At 52.1% G+C, this 21917-nt stretch carries 22 protein-coding genes and 2 pseudogenes; 4 read left to right on the top strand and 20 right to left on the bottom strand.

The genetic code is table 11. The annotated features are described in order from the left end of the window. Positions 1 to 27 precede the first annotated feature (27 nt). The 5 genes from H9L05_RS18760 to H9L05_RS26460 all read right to left on the bottom strand — a co-directional run bounded on the left by H9L05_RS18760 (position 28) and on the right by H9L05_RS26460 (position 3213). Positions 28 to 216 (bottom strand): hypothetical protein, encoded by a 189-nt coding sequence (locus H9L05_RS18760; protein ID WP_187732203.1) that lies wholly within the window; start codon positions 214 to 216, stop codon positions 28 to 30. 90 nt (positions 217 to 306) lie between these two features. Next, entirely contained in the window at positions 307 to 1746 is a 1440-nt protein-coding gene (locus tag H9L05_RS18755; RefSeq protein WP_187732202.1) for a dihydrolipoamide acetyltransferase family protein, read from the bottom strand. 218 nt (positions 1747 to 1964) lie between these two features. Further along, complete coding sequence (locus tag H9L05_RS26470) at positions 1965 to 2330, bottom strand: CinA family protein (protein WP_317175018.1); 366 nt, start codon at positions 2328 to 2330, stop codon at positions 1965 to 1967. 17 nt (positions 2331 to 2347) lie between these two features. Beyond that, the gene (locus tag H9L05_RS26465; RefSeq protein ID WP_317175017.1) at positions 2348 to 2485 is read right to left on the bottom strand and encodes a hypothetical protein; all 138 of its coding nucleotides are present in this window, start codon (positions 2483 to 2485) and stop codon (positions 2348 to 2350) included. 8 nt (positions 2486 to 2493) lie between these two features. Further along, positions 2494 to 3213 (bottom strand): competence/damage-inducible protein A, encoded by a 720-nt coding sequence (locus H9L05_RS26460; RefSeq protein WP_317175016.1) that lies wholly within the window; start codon positions 3211 to 3213, stop codon positions 2494 to 2496. Positions 3214 to 3315: 102 nt separating this feature from the next. On the opposite strand from H9L05_RS26460, the gene H9L05_RS18745 reads away from it, so the two are divergent. Beyond that, positions 3316 to 4071, top strand: coding sequence for a DUF4197 domain-containing protein (locus H9L05_RS18745; protein WP_187732201.1), 756 nt, complete (start codon positions 3316 to 3318; stop codon positions 4069 to 4071). Between the two features lie 65 nt (positions 4072 to 4136). On the opposite strand, the gene H9L05_RS18740 is transcribed toward H9L05_RS18745, so the two are convergent. The 6 genes and pseudogenes from H9L05_RS18740 to H9L05_RS27020 form a co-directional block, all read right to left on the bottom strand. Further along, the gene (locus H9L05_RS18740) at positions 4137 to 4487 is read right to left on the bottom strand and encodes a hypothetical protein (protein WP_187732200.1); all 351 of its coding nucleotides are present in this window, start codon (positions 4485 to 4487) and stop codon (positions 4137 to 4139) included. A gap of 314 nt (positions 4488 to 4801) precedes the next feature. Next, the gene (locus H9L05_RS18735; protein WP_187732199.1) at positions 4802 to 5434 is read right to left on the bottom strand and encodes an ABC transporter ATP-binding protein; all 633 of its coding nucleotides are present in this window, start codon (positions 5432 to 5434) and stop codon (positions 4802 to 4804) included. 3 nt (positions 5435 to 5437) lie between these two features. After that, positions 5438 to 6241 carry an acyl-ACP--UDP-N-acetylglucosamine O-acyltransferase gene (gene lpxA, locus H9L05_RS18730; RefSeq protein ID WP_187732198.1) on the bottom strand — a complete coding sequence of 268 codons (804 nt, stop codon included), beginning with the start codon at positions 6239 to 6241 and terminating at the stop codon, positions 5438 to 5440. 137 nt (positions 6242 to 6378) lie between these two features. Then, entirely contained in the window at positions 6379 to 7773 is a 1395-nt protein-coding gene (locus H9L05_RS18725) for a bifunctional UDP-3-O-[3-hydroxymyristoyl] N-acetylglucosamine deacetylase/3-hydroxyacyl-ACP dehydratase (protein WP_187732197.1), read from the bottom strand. Between the two features lie 115 nt (positions 7774 to 7888). Next, positions 7889 to 8928 (bottom strand): annotated as a pseudogene (lpxD, locus tag H9L05_RS18720) (UDP-3-O-(3-hydroxymyristoyl)glucosamine N-acyltransferase). A gap of 111 nt (positions 8929 to 9039) precedes the next feature. Next, a pseudogene (locus H9L05_RS27020) lies at positions 9040 to 10270 on the bottom strand (HD domain-containing protein). Positions 10271 to 10652: 382 nt separating this feature from the next. On the opposite strand from H9L05_RS27020, the gene porX reads away from it, so the two are divergent. Beyond that, positions 10653 to 12221 carry a T9SS response regulator signal transducer PorX gene (gene porX / locus H9L05_RS18710; protein ID WP_187732196.1) on the top strand — a complete coding sequence of 523 codons (1569 nt, stop codon included), beginning with the start codon at positions 10653 to 10655 and terminating at the stop codon, positions 12219 to 12221. Between the two features lie 89 nt (positions 12222 to 12310). Here porX and H9L05_RS18705 read toward each other — a convergent pair whose 3' ends face one another. The 9 genes from H9L05_RS18705 to H9L05_RS18670 all read right to left on the bottom strand — a co-directional run bounded on the left by H9L05_RS18705 (position 12311) and on the right by H9L05_RS18670 (position 20229). Then, positions 12311 to 13381, bottom strand: coding sequence for a hypothetical protein (locus tag H9L05_RS18705; protein ID WP_187732195.1), 1071 nt, complete (start codon positions 13379 to 13381; stop codon positions 12311 to 12313). Beyond that, the gene (locus tag H9L05_RS18700; protein WP_187732194.1) at positions 13366 to 13983 is read right to left on the bottom strand and encodes a glycosyltransferase family 39 protein; all 618 of its coding nucleotides are present in this window, start codon (positions 13981 to 13983) and stop codon (positions 13366 to 13368) included. Before H9L05_RS18700 ends, H9L05_RS18705 begins: the two co-directional genes overlap by 16 nt. Before the next feature lie 31 nt (positions 13984 to 14014). Further along, positions 14015 to 14851 carry a UbiA family prenyltransferase gene (locus H9L05_RS18695; protein WP_223284565.1) on the bottom strand — a complete coding sequence of 279 codons (837 nt, stop codon included), beginning with the start codon at positions 14849 to 14851 and terminating at the stop codon, positions 14015 to 14017. A gap of 215 nt (positions 14852 to 15066) precedes the next feature. Continuing rightward, on the bottom strand, positions 15067 to 15762 hold the full coding sequence (locus H9L05_RS18690) for an HAD family hydrolase (RefSeq protein WP_187732193.1): 696 nt from the start codon (positions 15760 to 15762) through the stop codon (positions 15067 to 15069). 305 nt (positions 15763 to 16067) lie between these two features. After that, positions 16068 to 16433: an outer membrane beta-barrel protein gene (locus H9L05_RS25300; protein ID WP_187732192.1), complete on the bottom strand. Its 366-nt coding sequence runs from the start codon at positions 16431 to 16433 to the stop codon at positions 16068 to 16070. Beyond that, positions 16430 to 18310: a TonB-dependent receptor domain-containing protein gene (locus H9L05_RS18680; RefSeq protein ID WP_187732191.1), complete on the bottom strand. Its 1881-nt coding sequence runs from the start codon at positions 18308 to 18310 to the stop codon at positions 16430 to 16432. Before H9L05_RS18680 ends, H9L05_RS25300 begins: the two co-directional genes overlap by 4 nt. Continuing rightward, on the bottom strand, positions 18261 to 18527 hold the full coding sequence (locus tag H9L05_RS18675; RefSeq protein WP_187732190.1) for a hypothetical protein: 267 nt from the start codon (positions 18525 to 18527) through the stop codon (positions 18261 to 18263). Before H9L05_RS18675 ends, H9L05_RS18680 begins: the two co-directional genes overlap by 50 nt. Positions 18528 to 18856: 329 nt before the next feature. Then, the gene (locus H9L05_RS24185) at positions 18857 to 19075 is read right to left on the bottom strand and encodes a hypothetical protein (RefSeq protein WP_223284564.1); all 219 of its coding nucleotides are present in this window, start codon (positions 19073 to 19075) and stop codon (positions 18857 to 18859) included. 14 nt (positions 19076 to 19089) lie between these two features. Beyond that, positions 19090 to 20229, bottom strand: a complete 1140-nt coding sequence (locus tag H9L05_RS18670) for a pyridoxal phosphate-dependent aminotransferase (RefSeq protein ID WP_223284563.1) — start codon at positions 20227 to 20229, stop codon at positions 19090 to 19092. 73 nt (positions 20230 to 20302) lie between these two features. Between H9L05_RS18670 and H9L05_RS25295 the strand changes: the two genes are divergently transcribed. After that, positions 20303 to 20920: a glycosyltransferase family protein gene (locus H9L05_RS25295; RefSeq protein WP_262892576.1), complete on the top strand. Its 618-nt coding sequence runs from the start codon at positions 20303 to 20305 to the stop codon at positions 20918 to 20920. Continuing rightward, complete coding sequence (locus H9L05_RS18665; RefSeq protein ID WP_317175201.1) at positions 20815 to 21909, top strand: hypothetical protein; 1095 nt, start codon at positions 20815 to 20817, stop codon at positions 21907 to 21909. Before H9L05_RS25295 ends, H9L05_RS18665 begins: the two co-directional genes overlap by 106 nt. The last annotated feature ends 8 nt before the right edge of the window (positions 21910 to 21917 follow it).

The following is a 21917-nucleotide window of genomic DNA, read 5'->3' as shown; positions in this document are numbered from 1 at the left end:
TTTTTTGTGTCTGGACTGGTAGGCAGTTTATTTAGCTTCGTCTGCTCGCTGCTTAGCCGTTAGTTGATTTTGCAACTGAAATGTCACCTTCTCACAGTCAGCGTATCGCTGCTCTGCTCGGCGCAGCGCCTCTTGCGCTGAGGTCAGCTGTAGGTACAGAAAGATGATAAGCCCCAAGGAAATCACGAGCGCAATAAGAAAAGAAATATTCTTCATAGTAGTCTGATTATGAAAAAGAAAAGCCCGTCCAGTAGACGGGCTTATTCAAGTGCAGCCGCGCCGCTATGCCAGCTATTGAGCGCTAAGTTAGATAACCGTATTCGGGTCAAATTGCTCCAGATAGTCTGCCACTTTGCGCACGAACATTCCGCCCAGCGAGCCATCAACCACGCGGTGGTCGTAGGAGTGGGACAGGAACATGAAGTGACGGATACCGATCAAATCGCCTTGGGGCGTTTCAATCACGGCCGGCTTCTTTTTGATAGCGCCCAGTGCCATGATGGCCACCTGCGGCTGCATGATAATGGGCGTGCCCATCACGTTGCCGAAAGATCCGACGTTGGATACGGTATAGGTGCCGCCTTCCAGGTCGCCTGGCGTCAGCTTGTTGATGCGGGCCCGGTTAGCCAGGTCATTGACCTTTTTGCTCAGCCCGTTCAGGTTGAGCTGGTCGGCATTGTGAATGACTGGCACAATGAGGTTGCCGGAAGGCAGCGCCACGGCCAGGCCGATGTTGATGTCGCGCTTCTTGATAATGTAGTCGCCATCCACCGACACGTTGATGTTGGGGAAGTCCTGAATAGCGCGGGCAATGGCCTGAATCAGGATAGGCGTGAATGTAAGGTTTTCGCCCTCCCGCTTCTTGTAGGCGTCCTTGTGCTTGTTGCGCCAGTTCACTAGCTCCGTCACGTCGGCTTCTACGAAGGACGTAACGTGGGGGGCAATTCGCTTGCTGTCCACCATGCGCTGGGCAATCATCTTGCGCATGCGGTCCATCTCGATCAGCTCCTGGTTGCCGCTCACCGATGGGGCGGGCTTGCTGGCCGGCGCGCTGCTGGCGGGCTTTGCTGCCTCGGCAGGCGCCGCTGGGGCCGAAGCCGCAGGCTGAGTTTGCACAGCTTGAGTGGCGGGCGCTGAGGCGGCCTGGGGGGCATTTTGGGCAGGCGCAGGAGCTGCTGCCCCGGTCGTCTGGCTCAACGACTTCTTGCCGCCCTCCACGTAGTCCAGAATATCCTTCTTGGTCACGCGGTTTTCCTTGCCAGTGCCGGGCAGATATTCAAGATCAGCCATCGAAATGCCTTCCTGCCGGGCAATGCTCAATACCAAGGGCGAATAGAAGCGGCCTTGCTGGGGCTGGGCTGCCGATTGGCTTGCCTGCGCTTCCTGGGGCTGGGGTACGTGCGGTACCTGCGCGGCAGTGTCCTGCCCATTGGTGGCTTCGGCCGCAGAAGCTGCCTGTGGCGCAGCGGGAGCCGCGGCCGGGGCCGAAGCGCTGGCGCTGTTTACATCGGTTTCAACGATGGCGATGGGGGCGCCCACGGCCACTACTTCGCCTTCCTGTACCAGTATTTCCTGCAAAACGCCGGCATGAATGGCCGGTACCTCGGTATCTACCTTATCAGTAGCTACTTCCAGTACTGATTCGTCCTGCTCAATTGCGTCGCCTACTTGTTTGAGCCATTTCAGGACGGTGCCTTCCATAATGCTTTCGCCCATTTTGGGCATCACCATTTCCACTCGTGCCATGCGGTTATTGGGGGTTGGGGTTATTGGGTGTTGAAGGTCAGAATACTTGCTTGGGGCGCCATAGTATGCGGGGTGGACGCCCACAAGCTGCATCAAAGGTAGGTGTTTTAGTGAGTAGCCGAAGCGTGGCGGGCTGCTCTGCTTAAGAAGGTAGCCACAGCCTGAAAAAGCAGCACCGTTTTATTAGAAAATTCAGCCTGACTCAAAAGCAACCTAACTTACTTCGGTAAGCTCTGCCGAAGCAGATTCAGGATGATGGTCGTCGTGTACTCAATGTTGAGCTGACGCCCCCGGTCGAAAGTGAACTGCTTACTGATGGTTTGGTGGGCATCGGCGTAGGCAATGCAGACGGTGCCTACGGGCTTTTCGGGAGTGCCGCCGCCGGGTCCAGCAATACCACTGGTGGCCAGCGCCACATCTACGCCGAGGTGCTTGCGCGCGCCTTCCGCCATCTCGCGCACGGTGGCTTCGCTCACCGCACCATGTGCAGCTAAGGTTTCGGTACTTACACCCAGTTGTTTGATTTTGATATCGTTATGATATGCCAAAATGCCCCCCAGAAAGTAACGCGAGCTGCCCGCCACACTGGTTAGCTTGTGGGCTAAGTAGCCCCCGTGCAGCTTTCAGCCGTGCCTATAGTAAGGTTGCGCTCCCCGAGCAGTTGACCCACTGCAGCCTCCAACGTCACTTCCCCGACGGCAAAAATGTACTCGCCCACTAGCTCCTGAAGGATGGGCAAGTGCGCTTCTAATCGACCACGAAGGTCTGGGATTCCGTCGTCGGTGGCGGTGAGGCGGAGGCGCACGGCGCCCAGGTGGGGCAGGTACGCCAGCTTGAAGTTGGGGGCAAACTGTCTTCCCAGTCCGAGATTTTCTCCGCCAGAAACGACTCGCCAATGCCCACCGTCTGAATAACCAGGTGCTCGATGGGGGCCGTATGAAAATGCTCTTTCAGCTTAGGCAGCACAATGTCCGTCATCATGCGCTTCATCTCAAACGGCACGCCTGGCATCGACACAAACACTACGTCGCGGTCCTCGAACCACATGCCCGGCGCCGTGCCCACGGCATTGCGAACAGGTGTGCAGGCGGCGGGCAGATAAGCCTGCTGTCGGTTTACTTCCAGCATCGGCCTATTAAAGCGGGCAAATATGCTTTCTACATCGCGCAGGGAAGGCTCGTGTAACACCAGCTCGGTGCGGAAATACTCGGTGAGAATATGCTTGGTTAGGTCGTCTTTGGTGGGGCCGAGACCACCGGTAATCAGCACTACGTCGGCCCGCTCGCGGGCGGCATCCAGGGCCAGCACGATTTCGGCGGCCCTATCCGACACGCTGGTGATCTGGCGCACTCGTATACCAAGCTTGCCTAGCTCCTGGCCCATAAAGGCCGAGTTGGTGTCCACAACCTGCCCATAAAGTAGCTCGTCGCCGATGGTAATGATTTCTGCATTAGGTACCTGCCGCATAAAGGGGAATAAGGAAGGAAAAAATAGGATGGTTTGGTCCGGTTTGTGCCTTAGCCAGTACGCCCGGCCCGTTGGGTCGTTACATTTAAGTTGCCCCGAGTTATGAAAAAGATCCGCTATTCACTCGTTTTAACTGCTCTGCTTGGTTTGCATGTGGCCGCTTCAGCGCAGGTTTTTCGCCTGCCCAAGCTGGGGGGCATTTTAACGACCCCTACTACTAAAACTCCCACGCAGGGCTCCACCGGTAGCATTACGCAGGATGAAGCGGCCCGCGGCCTCAAGGAAGCTTTAGTGCAAGGTATCAGCAAAGGGGCCGACCAGGCGTCGCAGCAGGATGGCTTCTACCTCAACAAGCTTATCCGCATTCCGTTTCCGCCCGATGCGCAGCGCGTAGCCAACACGCTGCGCAGCATCGGTTTAGGTTCGCAGGTCGACAAGTTTGAGCTGTCGTTGAACCGAGGCGCGGAGGATGCGGCCAAAAGCGCCAAGCCAATCTTTTTGGCCGCTATCAAAAGCTTGACTTTCAAAGACGTGTGGGGCATTCTAACGGGTGAGAAAGACGCGGCCACCAACTATCTGCGCCGCACCACTACCACCCAACTCACTACAGCCTTCAAACCAATCATTCAGCAGTCGTTGGATAAGGTGAACGCCACCCGCTACTACACCGACCTGACCACGCGCTACAACCGCATTCCGCTGGTGCAGCCCGTCAACACCGATCTGAATCAGTATGCTACTGACAAAGCCATTGGGGGGCTTTTTACCCTCATTGCGCAGGAAGAAGCCAACATTCGCGAAAATCCGATGGCTCGCGGCAGCGAACTGCTTAAGCGGGTATTTGGTAAGAAGTCTTAGCCTAAGTAATCACAAAAAAAGCCCCCCAGTATCTAGCTGGGGGGCTTTTTTGTGCATATGGTCGGTTAAAAATCGTCATCGTCGCTGCCACGACCACTGCGGCCGGAGCGGCTACTGCCGAAATCATCATCGTCGTCGGCAATATCGAAGTCGTCATCATCATCCAGGGAAGCAAAGCCGCTGCTGTCCGGGTCTTCGGCTGCTTCGGCGGCGGTGTATTCTTCCTCCGTCATGCTGGCCAAGTCCAATGCCTCGTCGTGGGAGGAACCCGTATCGCGCCACATCAGATAGTCGGCATATTTGGCGCTGAGGCGGTCTTCAGTGCTGCCGATACCAGCGCGGCCGCCACTTTTGGCGAAGTTATCCAGCTCGTCATCATCGAGCGAATCGTCGTCGAGGTCGTCGTATTGTCTCATGGCCGTGTGAGGGCAGGTAATGGGTGAAAGAAGAATACTTTAGGCAACTCTACTACCAAGGGGCAGTTGCGAAGATACGGTTCGAATGGTTTTCGCGTTGGAAATAAAGTCGTTTTTTAGCGAATCACTTGTGAGCATTCAGCTATAAACCTGCCCCATGAAGCGTTAGTCACTACGCTCCGATCAGCACAAATGGAAGAGCTTCAACGCTGAGAGAAAATTGCGTTACACTTACAATTTGGCGAAAATTAAGTTACCTAGCACACACCAGTCAAACATTCATTTTACACGAAAAGCGGGGGCTTTTTTCCTTGTTAACGTGCTGCTGTAGCGCCAAAGCTGGTTACGTCCAGCTGCTCCTCACAGAACTCATACTCTTCCGCCACGTTGGAGCTCACCAGTACCAAGCGGCCGGCCACTGTAGCGCGCACATGTTCCTGATACCAGGCCACGCCAGCACGATCCAGATTGGTGGTGGGCTCGTCGAGAAGCAGGAGAGGAGCGGCGCTGTATAAAGCCAACCCTAGCTTGAGGCGCTGCTTCATACCCGAAGAAAAATCGCGCACAAGCTTATGACGAGACTTCTCCAGGTAGAGCAGCTCTATCAGTCCTTGCGTGCTAAGGCCCGGCCGAAGAGGCTTAAAACGGGTATGAAAAGCAAGCAGCTCACTCAGCGTCAGCTCCTCAATGAGCTCCAGATAGGGCGCGCAATAGGCCAGCTGGGTTGGTACATCTTCCACAGGTACAGGCTTGCCTTGCAAACTATAGGTAAGCGTGCCATCAGTAGGCAACAGCTGCCCGGAAAGAGTATTAAGTAGGGTGCTTTTGCCCGCGCCATTCGGCCCCAGAATGGCCGTGGCAGTACCAGGTCGGAAGGTGTGGGTCAGGTCCCGGAAAATCCAGTCGCGGTTAAAGCGCTTGCCCAGTCCAGTGGCCTGAATCTGCATAAACTAGTAGTCGGAACTGCCGTTGCTGCTCCGCGAATATCCTTTTATCACGCCCCGCCCGGAGTTACGCACGAAGTTCACCACTTCATCCCGCTCCGGTGAGGGTAATAGCTCCAGCTCTACTTTATCCAGGGCGTCGGCGTTATTGAGCTTGCTCAAAAACAGCAGGCGATAGATCTGCTGAATCTCGCTGATTTTCACATCGGAATAGCCCCGGCGGCGCAGACCAATTGAGTTGATACCGCTATACGTCAGGGGCTCGCGACCCGCCTTCACAAACGGCGGCACATCCTTGCGTACCAGAGAGCCACCCGAAATCATGGTGTGCGGTCCCACTTTCACAAACTGGTGCACCGCCGACATGCCACCTACAATGGCATAGTCGCCAATCTCTACGTGGCCGGCCAGCTGCACAGAGTTGGCTAGCACGCAGTTATCACCCACAATGCAGTCGTGCGCTACGTGTACATAAGCCATGAGCAGGCAATTGGCCCCCACCACCGTCCGCATCCGGTCTATAGTACCCCGGTTTACGGTTACGCACTCCCGAATCACGGTATTGTCGCCGATATGGGCCGTGGTTTTTTCGCCGGCAAACTTTAAATCCTGGGGCATCGCGGCAATAACAGCCCCCGGAAAAATCTTGCAGTTCTTGCCAATGCGGGCTCCCTGCATGATCGTTACATTGGGCCCAATCCAGGTGCCCTCGCCAATTTCTACGTCCTTATCAATAGTGGTAAACGGCTCTACCACTACGTTTTGCGCAATTTTAGCCTCCGGATGAATATAGGCGAGGGGTTGGTTCATTCTGATTCAATTAGTAATTAATAATTAGTAATTAAGAATTCACATTCATAATCAAGGAACCAAGGAAAGACACGCCGCACAACGCACAAAATGCCCCCCAGTCATTAATTACTAATTCTTAATTATTAATTAAAAAATCAGGCGTCTTTGCGGACGATGGCGGCGCTCATTTCGGCCTCCATTACCACTTTGCCATTCACAAAAGCCTTGCCGCTCATTTTGGCAATACCTCGCTTCACGGGAGCAAGGAGCTGGCATTTGAAGATGATAGTGTCACCGGGAACTACCCGCTTTCGGAAGCGACAATTCTCAATTCCCAGGAAGTAAGTCCAATAGTTCTCGGGGTCTTTCACGGTGTTCAATACCAGAATGCCGCCCGTCTGGGCCATGGCTTCAATCTGAATGACGCCGGGCATAACGGGGTTGCCGGGGAAGTGGCCCTGGAAAAACTGCTCATTCATCGTCACGTTTTTCACGCTTGTCACGGTAGTCGTGTCGAGGTGAATGATCTTGTCGATAAGCAGAAATGGGTAGCGGTGCGGCAGGGTGGCCGATATCTGATTGATATCCATTACCGGCTCACGGCCAGGATCATAGGTGGGAACCGGCGACGAATCCACCTCCATCATCTTTTTCTTGATCTTTTTGGCAAACGCCACATTGGCCGCGTGGCCCGGCCGCGCCGCCAGAATCTGACCTTTCAGCGGACGACCAACGAGGGCCAGATCTCCTACTAAGTCCAGCAGTTTATGGCGAGCGGGCTCGTTTTTGTAGCGCAGGTCTACATTATTTAGAATACCTTCTTTCTTAACCGCCACTTTGGGCTTGCCCAGCATTTCGGCCAAATCGTGCAACTCTTCCTCACTTACCACGCGGTCAACAACTACAATAGCGTTGCTGAGGTCGCCTCCTTTGATGAGGTTTTGCTTGTACAGCGCTTCCAGCTCGTGCAAAAAGCAGAAGGTACGCGAGGAGGCTATTTCGGTCGCGAAATGGGTAATATCGGTGAGAGTGGCGTGTTGGGAGCCGAGTACGGGGGAATTATAATCCACCATCACCGTCACGCGGTAGTCGTGCAGAGGCAGCACAGCCAGCTCTACGTGGCGGCCGTGGTCTACGTACCGAATGCTCTCCGGAATCTCGAAGTAGTTGCGCAAGGCATTTTGCTCCTCCAGGCCAGCTTCCTGCAAGGGTTTGATGAACTCATACGAGGAGCCATCCATGATGGGCGGCTCGGGGCCATCCAACTGAATTAGCACATTATCAATCTGCAGACCCACCAGCGCGGCCAGCGTGTGCTCCACGGTATTAACGCGGGCACCATTCTGCTCGATGGTAGTGCCGCGGGAAAGGTCCACTACGTTGTCAACGTCGGCATCTACAATGGGCTTGCCGGGCAAATCGATGCGCTGAAACTTATAGCCGTGGTCGACCGGTGCTGGGCAAAAGGTCATGGTGGCCTGTACGCCCGTGTGCAGGCCAATGCCGCTCACAGTAACCGGCGACTTGATAGTGTGTTGCTTGTCGTTCATCTTTCAGAAGTGAGAAGTGAGAAGCGAGCGGTGAGACAAAGAAAAGTGTAAAGCACCACTGCTTTTCTTTTCTCGCTTCTCACTTCTCGTATCTCACTTCTAAGGAAGGGCAAAGCTAAAGCTTTTCTGTTGCGCTTTTACTGCCTTCTAATGCGTCGAGGCGGCGCGCAAGGTCGGGCAGATGCCGGAAAATCGCGTTTGCCCGCAAACTATCGCGCAAGTTGAAAGCTGGGGAACCTTGCAGAAACTGGCCTTCCTCCTTTATCGATTTGCCCACGCCCGATTGCGCCGTGACCGTCGTGCGATTCGCCAGCGTCAGGTGGCCGGCCAGGCCGGCCTGGCCGGCCAACACGCAATAGTCGCCGATTTTGGTCGAGCCCGAAATACCCGTCTGAGCGGCCACTACGGTATGGCGGCCAATCTCCACATTGTGAGCAATTTGTACTAGGTTATCAATCTTGCTGCCTTCCCGGATGATGGTAGAGCCCATGGTAGCGCAGTCGATGGTGGTATTGGCGCCAATGCTGACATTGTCTTCCAGCACTACATTGCCGATTTGCGGAATGGCCCGGTAAGAGCCGTCGGGCTGGGGGGCAAATCCGAAGCCATCAGAGCCTATTACGGCGCCCGCGTGCACGGTGCAGCGCGCTCCGATAACGGTATCGGCATAAATTCGGGCCCCGGCGTAAATGATGCTGCCGTCGCCGATCTGGCACCGGTCGCCGATGGTAGCATGGGGAAAAATGAGCACGTCGCGGCCGATGGTGCAGCCTTCACCTATATACGAAAAAGCCCCCGGAAGTGCCCTTCTCCAATAGTGGAGTTAGCCCCCAGAAAGGCGGGCTCCTCTACGCCGCGCCGACCCGTGCGCGTGGTCTGCTGATAAAACTCCAGCAAGCGGCTGAAGCACAAATACGGGTCATCGACGCGGATCAGGGCTGCCGCTACCGGTTGCCGCAGCGCCTGCTTCTTACTAATGATAATGGCGGAAGCACTTGTTGTATATAAGTGGGGCTCGTACTTGGCATTAGCCAGAAACGCCAAAGAGCCAGCCTGCGCTTCCTCAATCTTTGCCAGCCTGTCGATGCGCATTGACGCGTCGCCCTCGACAGTTCCACTCAGTACTTCGGCTATTTGGCCTACAGTAAATTCCATCGGGCAAAAGTAAATAAAATCAATTGGTGAATAGTCGTGATTAGCTCCAGGACAAAGTAGCTGTTGAATAACTGCACGCCTATTTGTACTGCTCCGAAGCTAGTGCCACCCTCACTGCGCTATTTCCTTCGGGTAGCAGATATAATGCTTCTCAACCCGTTGGCCCAGGGCGCGAATATTCGGCAAATCAGATGCTTCGGCCACATTTACCACCCGTCCCGACTTGGTTAAAACATCAATCGTATCCTTGCCGTCGGCGTCGTAGGCATTATTACTGATGCGGCCAGCAAGCATGAGCAGGCTGGCCTCGCTGGGGGCAAATTGAAGTGTTCGGCAATCAACTCGACTACGCCTGCTTTCATTTCTTCCTCAAACGGTTCAGTCTGCAGGATTATTTTGAACAGGCGCCGGTCGAGCAGGCTGCGCGACATATAGCTCAGTACGCGGTCGGGGTGAGAGGCCCACATCTTTACCGCGCCCCAGATATCATGATCATCGAGCTGCACAAAGCGTTGCAGTATCGTATCGTCTTTCTCGAAGTCCAGTATCGTAACGGCGCTGGCCAGGAAGAAATGCAGGTCGGCACTGGCTGGCACATCGTGCCCGGTGCGTACCAGGTCGCGGGCCCGCTGCACAATCCGGATAATCATCTGCTCGGCGCTGGTCACCGTTTTGTGCAGATACACCTGCCAGTACATCAGCCGCCGACTTACCAGGAAATTCTCAACCGAGTAGATGGCCTTTTCTTCCAAAGCAAGGCGCTCATCTACTACGGTCAACATTTTGATAAGACGGTCAGCGCCCGGCCGGCCTTCTTGCACGCCGGTATAAAAGGAGTCGCGGTTGAGGTAGTCGAGCCGGTCCATATCCAGCTGGCTGCTCACCAGCTGATGAAAAAACGGCCGCGCGTAGCTCCCCTGAAAAATAGCAATGGCCTTATCCAAGGCGCCATTATGCTCGGCATTGAGGCGCTGCATCAGATAGAGCGACAACTGCTCGTGCGGCACCTCATCAAAAATAGCCGTTTCCAGCGCGTGGGAGAGGGGCCGTGGCCCACATCGTGCAGCAGAATAGCCGCCAGCGCTGCCTGCCCTTCCGCCGCCGAAATCTGCACCCCCTTGTCTTTAAGGGTGCGCAGCGCCATGCTCATCAAATGCATAGCGCCCAGCGCATGATGAAAGCGCGTATGCAACGCCCCCGGATACACGAAGCCAGTGAGTCCTAATTGTTGAATGCGCCGCAGCCGTTGAAAATACGGGTGCTCTATTAAATCAAACAGGAGCTCGGTGGGCACTGTTACAAAGCCGTATACCGGGTCGTTGAATATCTTTTTCTTGTTCATTGGCAGTTACATTAAGCTCAAGCTTAATGAGTGGGAGCAGTCATTCGTAAAAGCGCTATCCGAGGTGCGCATAGTGGTAAGTGTTGAAAAAAGCCCCCCAGAACCCTGCGCAACGACCCGCGAACTACAACTTTGTGATACGGCTCGCGCAACCAGCCGGGGAACCAGAACGATCTTGTTATGCCTTACTTAACGGATGAGTTACTTACAAAAAATAGAGAAGTCTGAATTTTTCGGATCAAAATCTACTGATTGGCAGTAAAGCTACTGACGAAACTTTAGTTGCAGCGCGTTAGTGACTGCGGAGCTTTATGCTCCGGGCATACTCGCACTACTGCTTACCTGCCACTCTTATTCAAGCAACGTACCTCTAAACACCCTTATGCAACGATACAACATCCTTTGGGCCGACGACGAAATTGACCTGCTCAAGCCCCATATTCTCTTTCTCAAAGACCGCGGCTACGACGTTACGCCCGTTAACAGCGGCGCTGATGCCATTGAGCAAATAGCTGAGCAGAGCTTCGACATTGTGTTTCTCGACGAAAATATGCCCGGCCTCACTGGTTTAGAAACCCTTTCTGAAATCAAAGCGGCGCGCCCCACGGTGCCCGTTATTATGATTACCAAGAGTGAAGAAGAGCATATCATGGAAGAGGCTATCGGCTCCAAAATCGCCGATTATCTCATTAAGCCAGTCAACCCCAACCAGATTCTGCTCTCTGTAAAGAAAGTGCTGGATAACAAGCGCTTAGTAAGTGAGCGCACCAACACCGGCTACCAGCGCGATTTCCGCCAGCTCGGCATGCAGCTCGGCGACCGTCTCTCGCCCCAGGAGTGGGCCGACGTGTACAAAAAACTGGTGTACTGGGAGTTGGAGATCGACGAGACGGAAGGCAAGAGCATGGCCGATGTGTTCAATATGCAGAAGGACGAGGCCAACACCTACTTCTCCAAGTTCATTATGGAGAACTACGAAGAATGGGTGAATAAGGAAGTAGACGATGCGCCGCTTATGTCGCATGAGCTGTTTCAGAAGCGTGTGTTCCCGCTACTTAAAGAGACCGGTGACACGCCCGTTTACTTCGTACTCATTGACAACCTGCGCTACGATCAGTGGAAGATTCTGGAGCCCATTATTGCCGAAATGTTCACCGTGGACACGGAGGAGATGTACTACAGCATCCTGCCGACCACAACGGCCTATGCCCGGAATGCTATCTTCTCAGGCATGATGCCTGGTGAAATTCAGAAAAAGTATCCCAACCTGTGGGTGACCGACGACGACGATGAAGGCAAGAACCTGAATGAGGCCGAGTTTCTGGAAATCATGTTCCAGAAGGCTAACCAGAAGCAGAAGTTCAGCTACAACAAGGTGACGAATCTTCAGGCCGGCAAAGACTTGCTGAGCAAGATGAGCAACCTGCACAACAATCATAAGCTCAATGTCATCGTCTACAACTTTGTAGATATGCTCTCTCATGCCCGCACCGATATGGCCATGATTCGGGAGCTAGCCGGCGACGAGTCGGCTTACCGCTCGCTCACCCGGTCCTGGTTTCTGCATTCGCCCTTATACGAAATGCTCCAGCAGATAGCCGACAAGAAAGGCAAGCTCATCATCACCACCGACCACGGCACCATCCGCGTAAAGCGCCCCTTCAAAATTGTAGGCGACCGTAACACGAACACTAACCTGCGCTACAAGCACGGCAAAAACCTAGGCTTCACCGAGAAGGACGTATACGTAGTGCGCAAGCCGGAGCGCATTTTCCTGCCCCGCGAAAACGTGAGCACTGCCTACGTATTCACGTTAGGCGATTATTTTTTCGCCTACCCGAATAACTATAACTACTACGTAAATTACTACAAGGATACATTCCAGCACGGTGGTATATCGCTGGAGGAAATCATTATTCCTTTTGTAACGCTTAGCTCGAAAGGAGCTTAATTGCTTTAACCATAAAAAAAGCCAGACTATTATAGTCTGGCTTTTTTTATGGTTATGAAATGGTTTTAATTTAATATACACGCTATAGTCTAATCGTTAAGTTCATACAGAATGATGTGCTGATAGTACATAGTATAACGAGAAACTTTTCTCCCAAACCTACCTATTTCTTGTTCTACTGCTAACGGCGCAACGTATCCATTTCTGCTATACCAAGTAGGCTGGCCCAAATATTCCCCTATATCTGAGTCGTTGTTAGTATTATATATATACCAAAGTCTTTTCTTTCCTTTAAATTTTGCAAAGTCCGGCGAAAGATTGCGGAGGTAATCTTCTGGGCTAGTAGATATACTTTTTACATAACTACCCTTAATAGCGGTGTACTTTAATCCATATGCTTCTTTATAGTAGTCGTAGGCGTGGCGCATATTCCAGAAAACGTAAACAGCGTCGCCCTCTTTAAAATTTTCATTGATATGCATAATTCCTTCTCGCTCAGTTGAGTTAGAAAGCCTAAGAAGTGTATCTGGGTAGAAAAAATGGCGAGCCGAATTAGCCAAGGCGGGGCTTATTAATATGCATACAAGTAATAATGACGCTCGGTATTTCAATGAGAATAACTTCATTGATTTTTCTGCACCAAAAGCAATAAACAAGATTATTAACGGAGCTAAAAAAAGAATAAACCTATCGAAAATAGGGTAAAGCTTGAGTGCTGATGCAAGGAAGGTAATAAGGATAGGGAGAAAGAGTATAAAGAAGCTTATTCTAGCTGATCGAAATAACATAATCATTCCGAATACGAGAAAGATACCTGTTAGCCATCCTAGCTTAAGAAGGAATTTAACACTGAAGCTAGCTATATTATTATTAAGATGTAACAGTACACCAAGTGGGTGGTAAAGAACATTATATGGCTTTTTAAGAAACCACAGAGCCTGATCATAATTGGTTATATGTAGGGGCATAAAGGCATCGTAGGCTTTATCGAAGAAATCGATGAGCCAACCCGATTGGTGGTATTTGCCTAGGAAAAGCACATACAGTAAACCAAAGCTGAACAGCCAGAGGGAAAAGGGAATGAGATAAGTAAAGAACCGTTTCCAGTTGCGCTCAAAAATTGCCTTAAGGCTAAGAGCCGTGCCTATACCAGCCAGCACGAAGATGAGCGAGAACGAGAGCCACAATAAAAGCCCCCAGCAAGGCCCCAGAGCAGTAGCGGATGCAAGCGAGTAGCATTGTGGTATCTGGTATATAGCAATAAGCCCAGAACTGTCGCTAAGAGCTCGGCGCTGTACTGCTTTGCTTCGACAGAATGATAAATCGTAGCCCATGATAAGGATAGCAAACCAACAGCAAGGACAACGCCCCACTCTTTTAAGTAAAAGCGAGCAACGGGAATAAAAGCGAACAGCGCACTAATACCGCATATCAGAGAAAAAAGCCGAAGCGCTTTTTCGCCTTTGCCGAAAAGCAGAACGCATAGCTTAACAGACCAGAGATAGACGATTGGTGCCTTTTGCTCATAAGCTAAGGGCTGAGTGGCTAACTCCCAGAAGTTAAGCTTGATTAAACTAATATTTAAGTAAAGCTCATCAATGAATAGAGACCGGTTATAAAAGAAATGAAATAGACGAAAGCCAATCCCGACGGCCAAGATTAAATACAACGCAAGGTGCTTGTAGTGAGCAGCCGTATAGCGGCGAGCCAGCGCAGATTTACGCACCCCTGAAGCAGGCGCGGCCAATGTGATAGGTGACATTAGACAAGACTAATAATTCAGCGAAGAAGACCTACCGGTTATTAAGATTATAATGATCCTGTAAAAGCTGATGTAGCCAGGGAATATCTACAAACATCAGAACCGTTAATAAAATACAGAATAATACAACATAGAGCATAAACCACTTGCGGGTATAAAGCTTTTCGGAACCCTGAACAGGCGAGTCATTTAGAAGGCCGATGCGTAGGTGCCAGGAAAATAAAAGCGCAAAGAAGGGAAAGCTAACAAGCAATTCGACTCTGTTTTTTACCAAAAAAATGCCTAGAAAAAATGCTGACGTAAGCGCATAAAAGAACATAGAAATCAGCAGGCTATGCTCAGTATAGTATTTAAATGATTTGCGGTAAAGGCCTGCTAATTCAGGGTTGTCGATGAGGCGATATTCGGCGAAGCGCTTGGTGGACATCAGGTATGCTCCACCCATCCAGTAAGCAACGATAATGCTGGAAGAAGGAAGAGCGTTAAAAAATGAAAAGGGATTCAAGTCATGCAGCGATAGCGCAGGAGCAACAATAAACCAACCAAGCACGAACCGAATGGGGTTGTTTACCGATTCAGATAAAACATCCAAATAAACTCGCTCTTTTGTGCGGATAGGGCGAACATTATACATGATGCCCATGAAAAGCAGGAACGCCGACACCACCATGAATGGAATCGAAATGAGGTATCCGAGGCTCAATCCCACAACGGCCAGCAGCAGCCATTCTAAGTATACAATTAGTGGATTGACTACTTTAACTACCGATGTTCTGGCCTTTTTTATTGGGTGGAACTTATCAAATTCAGCGTCAAGATATTCGTTGATAACGTAATTGGCCGAGGCAATAAGGCATGTGCTTATCAAGCCTATTATTACTTTATAAACTAGGCCTAAAGTGATCTGGGGGCAAATACTATTAACGCAAAAAGTATTCCCGGCACCATGAAGATATTCTTCACCCAGTTATCAGGACGGGCTATGGTAATGTAATCTCTTATTCCAGCAGGAACTGCGCCTCTGCTTTCTGCAGTGGTATGCTCTGATGAAATAGTTAATGTGTTATTCATAAAGGTTGTTGCTTAGGCAGTAATAGGGGCGGTGAGAGTTTGTTCGAGCTGTTGATAAAAATCGAATGAATGGAAGGGCTTCTTATCCAAGATGAGATACGGCATGCCGGCTCTTATGGCACATTCCCCATCCATCTCTTGCCTATCGCCAATAAACAGGCATTGTTGAGGTTGTACTTGTAGCTTATCAGCAACGTAAAGCAGGCCAGCAGGGTCTGGTTTGAGCCGGTCTATCTCCGAATCGGTGGAGCTAACAATAAGGTCTGCTTCGAGACTCATTGCCAGCATCTTATCGTGTGCTTTATAATCGGAATAGATAGCAACCTTGATGCCTTTTCTTTTCAGTTCAGCAAAAAAGCTATGCGTACCAGGATATATACACTGTGCTAGGTATGGATTGGGAAAGGTGAATATCCATTGCTCGACTACTCGCCTGACCCTAGATGGAGAATAGCCTCCTTTCTCCGCACACCAGTCGTATTGTGCTTTATCCAAATTACCCCCGGTATATCCGGCATGCTTCTCGCGCTCAGCCCTGAATCGCTGCAGAATCATCAGATCTCTGGCTTTCCAGGGTCTCAGGGCATAATGTCGTAATAAGGCATACAGCATCTTTGTCCGAAGGCGTGACTGAGCATATAGAGTGCCATCTACATCGAAAATAACCAATTTGATAGCATCCCAATTAATCCTATTGTAACCACTCATATCAATACAATTCAAATATTTCATTCAAACATACTACGGTTCGAGTATATAATCTAAATAAATAACTATATTTTATGACTATTTCTGTATCCCAGAGTTATGATTATTCTGCATGATGTATAACTTTGTTAATAAAAATTTGGAGTGATTCTGGTACGCTCTTTAGAATCAGAAGGTTCTATAACGCCGTTTAGCCGATTAATAGCGTACAAATAGTAACGGCACTAGCCGGAATGAGAGTTAACCTCATTCCGGCTAGTGCCGCTAGTCTAAGAGTTATCGATTTGGCCTTCTGGTAAGTAGCGCTACTGAGCTCGTCGCTTTTCGTCTTCGGCTCCACTTTGGCGCCTGCGAATTGGAGCTAGCTTATCGTTGCCAAAGCGGTAGGTAAAGGAGAGCGTAGCAACCCGCGTATCCTGCCGATTAAAGAAAGTATCCTCAAAGTTGGCGTATGCATACGTAGAGCGGACATTGCTTGTATAAAGAATATCGGTTGCGTTCAGCTTCACCGACGCTTTATTAGCCCATAGCTGCTTTTGCAGGCCGATGGCTATCTGTCCGCGGGCCCGCAGGCGCTCATACCCATAGCGCTCAGGCGCCAGATACGTGCCACTTAGGTCGGCTTTCCACCCGTTACTGAATGTGAACGTGTTATTGCTGCTTACATTCACCGTGGCCCAGGTGCTGGGGGCATTGTTTCGGCTACTTTCCCCTCAAAATGATTGTAGTATAGTAAGAGGTTGTTGTATACGCTCCACCATTTGGTTGGCTCCAGCGGAACCGTTAAAGTCAAGGCATAATACTGTAAAGTACGAAGGTTAATATCCCGGTTCACGACAAAGAAGCCGCCTTCGGATGCTGGTTGAACTACATTGATAATAGGTAGATCGGTGATGCTATAAGTTAGCGCCGCGCTGTACTTTTCTTTGAAAGTGTGAGTTAGCTCAATATTATAACTGGTTTCGGGCCGTAAATAGGGGTTGCCGGTGCGGTAGGAGGTGGCATCTACATAGGACCGAAACGGGTTGAGTTGATTGTAGGTGGGCCGGTTGATCCGGCGGCTGAGCGAGAGGCTTAGATCGTGCTTATCCGATAGCTTGCGCTGTACGCTGGCACTAGGGAAGAGCTGGAAATAGTTGCGGTCGAAGCCTTCGTTGCCAATTGCCTGCTGGCCCTCCACATTCGTTTGCTCACCTCGCAATCCAGCCGAAATAGTAAGCTTTGGCAGAGTGCGCGTCAGGGTTACGTAGGCCGCATTAATGTTCTCTTTATAGCGAAATTGGTTGCTGAAATTAAGGTTGGGCGTGCGTACTCCATCTATAATATCCTCGAATACCAGATCATTGTCGGACTCAATAAGTGTTGCTTTGAGGCCAGCTTCCAGCCGCGTAGCCTGGCGCAAATTGCGCGTATAGTCAGCCTTTACTGACTGAATGGTCAGGTGACCCTCCTGATCTCCATCCAGTATTACTGCCGATCGGCCGGGCTCGCTGAAGAAGGTCGTTAGCTCCTGATCAGCGTAGCGGTTAAAGCGGTCGTAGTCAATATCTACTGAGAGCGAAGGCGCTCCGCTGGAATCGGCGAATGAATGCCTGAAATTCAGGTTGCTCGTGATGCTTGGATTGTAGGGCCGCCGATTAATGGTGGAGCGGTAGGCGGGAAGTGACTGACCCTGAGCGTCAAACAACAGCGTCCGGTTGGTGGCAAAACCTGGAAAGCGGCTATCCAAGCCGCCTACTACAACTCCTATGACTGTCCGTTTGGTAATGGAATAATCGAGGCCGCCCCGCCAGGTATGCGACTGTAAATGGCTGCGGCCGTTATTGCGTTGGATGCTGCTGCTTTGAAGTACTCCTGCGTCGTAAAAGAAACGGTCAAACGTAAGTTTTTGGAAGTTTTCCCGATCAGTGTAAGCATAAGATCCGAAGGCATTGATCTTCTTTTGCCGATGGTTCAGGGTCAGACCCGTCGTGAATTTGCCGTACTGACCGCGGCCGTAAGCGGCATTAGCAGTACCGTTGGTGCCCTGCCGCTGATCTTTCTTCAGATTGATGGCAATAATACCGGCTCCACCTTGCGCATCGTACTTGGCAGGAGGGTTGGTAATGAGCTCGATACTGCTGAGCTGTTCGGCGGGCAACGCACGCAGATAGTCCGATAGCTCGGAGCCGGTCATGGGCTGGCGCTTGCCGTCAATCAACACTAACAGGCCCTGGCGGCCGCGCAGCGCCAAATTATCATTGCTGCCCACGGTTATGCCCGGTGCGCGCGTCAGCACATCCAGTGAAGTATTGCCTGATGCGAGCGTGGAGCCCTCCACATTCACTATTGTACGGTCGGCTAAGTGCTCATACAGAGGCTTTTGCTTTACGACAGTTACTTCCTTAAGCTGGGTAGCTGCGCTGGCTTGCAGGGCGATGTTGGCTAAATTTTGCCCCCAGCGGTCAACTCGAAAGCCGGGCTCCAGTAAGGGGCGAAGCCAACCTGAGTGACGGAAACTAAAAAAGCCCCCCCGCCAATTGTTCCAGCCGAAAGGCCCCCTGGACATCGCTGAATTCTGTTTTGACCGCCAATGAATCGGTAGCGCGGTGCAGGGTTACGTTGGCGAATTGTATGGGTACGCCTCCAACTGCGGTTTGCACCCGACCCGTAACGCTACTCAGACTAGGCTGGGTTTGGGCAAGGGCTGATTGCGAGGTCAGCAGAAGCAGTATCAGCAAATAACCTAGTCGGCCCATGGCCGAAGTAGGTAAAGCACTTTGCATAAAGACTATATAAGGGGGAGCGGAGCTAAATTGTTGGTTGACATAGATGTGGACAAAAGCGTAGGTCGAAAGATCATCAGGAGCAGGCGCTGTTGCGACGCCGCGGTGGAGAAGATGACGGGTCCTTACGCTGCCGGTTAAAACATGGGTAGCGCAAGGGTAGGAGTGGCGTAAGCAGAACAATAATCGGTTGCCTGTTACGCTTTCGCAAGCTCAACAGGCAACCAAAAATCTTGTCAATCTAAGGATTTGCAGAAGGATTTTAGAATCGGAGAAATAGTATGGTTGCTGAAAAGCGAATCTGTGCCTCCCAAACCGCTCTGTAATGACTATTTTAATCCTGTAAGTGCCGCCCGCAGTCGTGGCAATGCTGCCTCAATCGACTCCAGCGAAGCCCCACCTACCGAGAGGCGAAACCATGGCGAGGTGTCGGCGGTGCCAAAGGCGCTGAAGGGCACCAACGCTAAGCCAGCCTCGGCAATCAGATAAGAAGTCAGGTCGCGGGTGGTGGCCAATAGTTGACCGGACGGCGTGGTTTTTCCGAGCACATCGAGCCGCGCGGTCAGATAAATGGCCCCGCCGGTGCAATGGCATCAACCGGATAGCCCGCATCTTTCAATTCCTGCAGTCCATTATACAACGTGTCGAGGCTGCGCTGAATTTTCTGCTTAAACGTTGCCGTGTAGGTGTCAACGGCTGTCGTGTTGGGCAAATAATGCGCGGTGGCTACCTGCTCAGCCTTCGGAGCCCACGCGCCCACGTGGCCCAGAATAGACTTCATTTTGTCGATTACGCCGCTTGGGCCAAAGGCATATCCTACCCGCACACCCGTGGCCGCCAGGCACTTAGAGATGCCATCAATATAAATCACGTAGTCGCGCAGCTCGGGTCGCAGATTTACGGGGTCGAAGTGCTGAGCGGTGCCGAAGGTGAGCATCCAATAAATCTGATCATACAGAATATATAGCGGCTTTTCGCTGGGCCCCCGGCGCTGGTTTTCGGCTATTACCAGGTCGCAGATAGCTTCCAGATCGGCGCGGGCAAAAACGGTTCCGGTTGGGTTGAGTGGCGAGCAAAGCGCCAAAAGCGTGGCACCGGGCAGGTGGGGGGCAATTTCGGCGGCCGTGGGCATAAAGTCGTGGGCCGGACTGGTTTCCACCATTACCGCTTCCGCGCTGGCTAAGTGGCAGTAGTGGTTATTATTCCATGATGGCACCGGAAACACCACTTTATCGCCGGGGTCGAGCAGCGCCAGATAGGTAGCGTAGATGAGCGGGCGGGAGCCGCCTGCCACCAGCACATCGGCCGGGGAGTAGGTGAGGCCCAGTCGCTGATGCACAAAATCGGCGGCGGCCGTGCGCAGGTCGGCTACGCCATTGGCCGGCGGGTAGTTGGTCTGGCCGGCTGCATACGCGTCGGTTATAGCATCGCGCAGTTCTTCGGGAATAGGAAAAATAGCGGGGTCGAAGTCGCCGATGGTCAGGTTGCAGATAGCTGCTCCCTTCTTGATCATCTCGCTTACCTCGTTGCCGATTTTTATGATTTCAGAGCCGATCAAGCTACCGGCCATCTTGGATACAGTCATGGGGGCTTTTTTTTGCTTAAAGATAACAGCCGCTTGGTAGCCGGAAAGGTAAGCGTAGTCACGGAGCGCGTTGCGGTCAGCTTCCGAAAATAGCGCGGTAGCTAACCGTTGGCCCACAGGAATTGTTGAACTTGCGCCCGTTTCAGTCTGCTGGCCCGCGTCAGTGCTTGGTCTCACGTCTGCCTGTTGTATGCCCGATCCGCTTACCCTTTCGCCTCAGCCAGCCCAGCAAGTGCCGGCGCGCCGGGAGTATCTGCCGCCGTTGCTCACCATTCTATTGCTGGCGTTGGGCCTGCGGGTGCTGGCGGCTTTTTTCTCCAAGGGTTACGCTTTTCACGACGACCACTTCGACGTCATCAGCATCGCCCAAGATTGGGTGTACGGCCTCACCACCTGGCTGCATCAGCCTTTGCCGCCACGCCACAGCATGACCTATACAGGGCTGCACTACGGTCTTTTTTGGCTCCTCGACACAGTCGGCTTCACCAACCCCGACGCCAAAATGACCCTTGTACGCCTGCTGCACGGAGTTTATTCCTTGCTCACGGTGTATCTGGGCTACAAAATCACCGAGGAGCTGGCCGGCGAAACGTACGCCCGCCGGGCTGCGCTGCTGCTGGCGGTACTGTGGTTTATGCCGTTCATGAGCGTGCGCAATCTGGTTGAGATGGTGTGCATTCCGCCGTATCTGGGGGCTTTTATGTGCTGGTGCGGTACCGCGACCGGCTTCAGGCACGCCATTTTCTACTGGCCGGCGCTTTGTTTGGGGTCTCGTTTCTGTTTCGCTACCACACGGCTTTATTTCTGATGGGCGCCGGCGCGGTGCTCTTATTTCGGCAGCAGTGGAAAGCTATTGCGTGGCTTGCGCTTGGCTTCATCGGCGTGGTTGGGCTGGTTCAAGGGACCATCGATGGAATTCTATTTGACTACCCGATGGATTCGCTGGTGGCTTATTTCCTTTTCAATTCGAAAGGCGCCTTCCAGTATAGCACTGGGCCTGTATACCGCTTTGCGCTCACGGTTCTGGGGTTTTTGGTGCCACCAATTAGCGCCTTTCTGGTGTTTGGCTACGCTCGCACCCGACGCTTGGCGCCGCTGCTTTTCTGGGGCGGCGTCATGTTTTTTGTCGCTCACTCCTTATTTCCCAACAAGCAGGAACGGTTTATTCTGCCTCTCTTCCCGTTGCTCATTATTCTGGGCGTGATAGGGTGGGAGCGGTACGTGGCCGGCGCTGCCTTCTGGCACCGACACCCACGATTGCTGGCGAATAGCTGGCGGTTATTTTGGGTCCTGAATGGAATTGTGACGCTGGCTTTAGCGCTAACCTACTCCAAAAAGAGCCGTGTTGAGCCTATGGTTTATTTGTCACAAAAGACTGATTTGCGCGGCATAGTGCTAGATTTTGGCCCCCACGGCACCAAAATGCCCCCCATATTTTATCTGGGACGAATGGGGGCTGAGGCTAGCGCCTTCATTCCCGATTCAAGTGGCGTGTGGCGTCGTTACCAGCAGCAGCGCCGCCTGCCCACCAACTTCGTGATGACCTACGCTCTCAACGACAAAACGCCGTTGCGGCGGCTGATTAGCGAGATGAATTACACACAGCGCCGGCCAACCTACCTGTTGCTGGTGGGCAACAAAGAAATTGACCGTCGCCTCGACCGTCTGCGCTTGTTGTTTCCGCACCTAAAACTAGAGCAGACTATCACGCCCTCGCCTTACGACCAGGTGCTGCATGCCCTCAACCCGCGCGTACACAAAGACGAGCACGTGCGGATTTATCAGATTCTGAAGTAGCGTACCAA

Source organism: Hymenobacter qilianensis (genome assembly GCF_014489555.1).
Lineage (GTDB): Bacteria > Bacteroidota > Bacteroidia > Cytophagales > Hymenobacteraceae > Hymenobacter > Hymenobacter qilianensis.
This window is presented reverse-complemented; position numbering and strand designations above follow the sequence as displayed.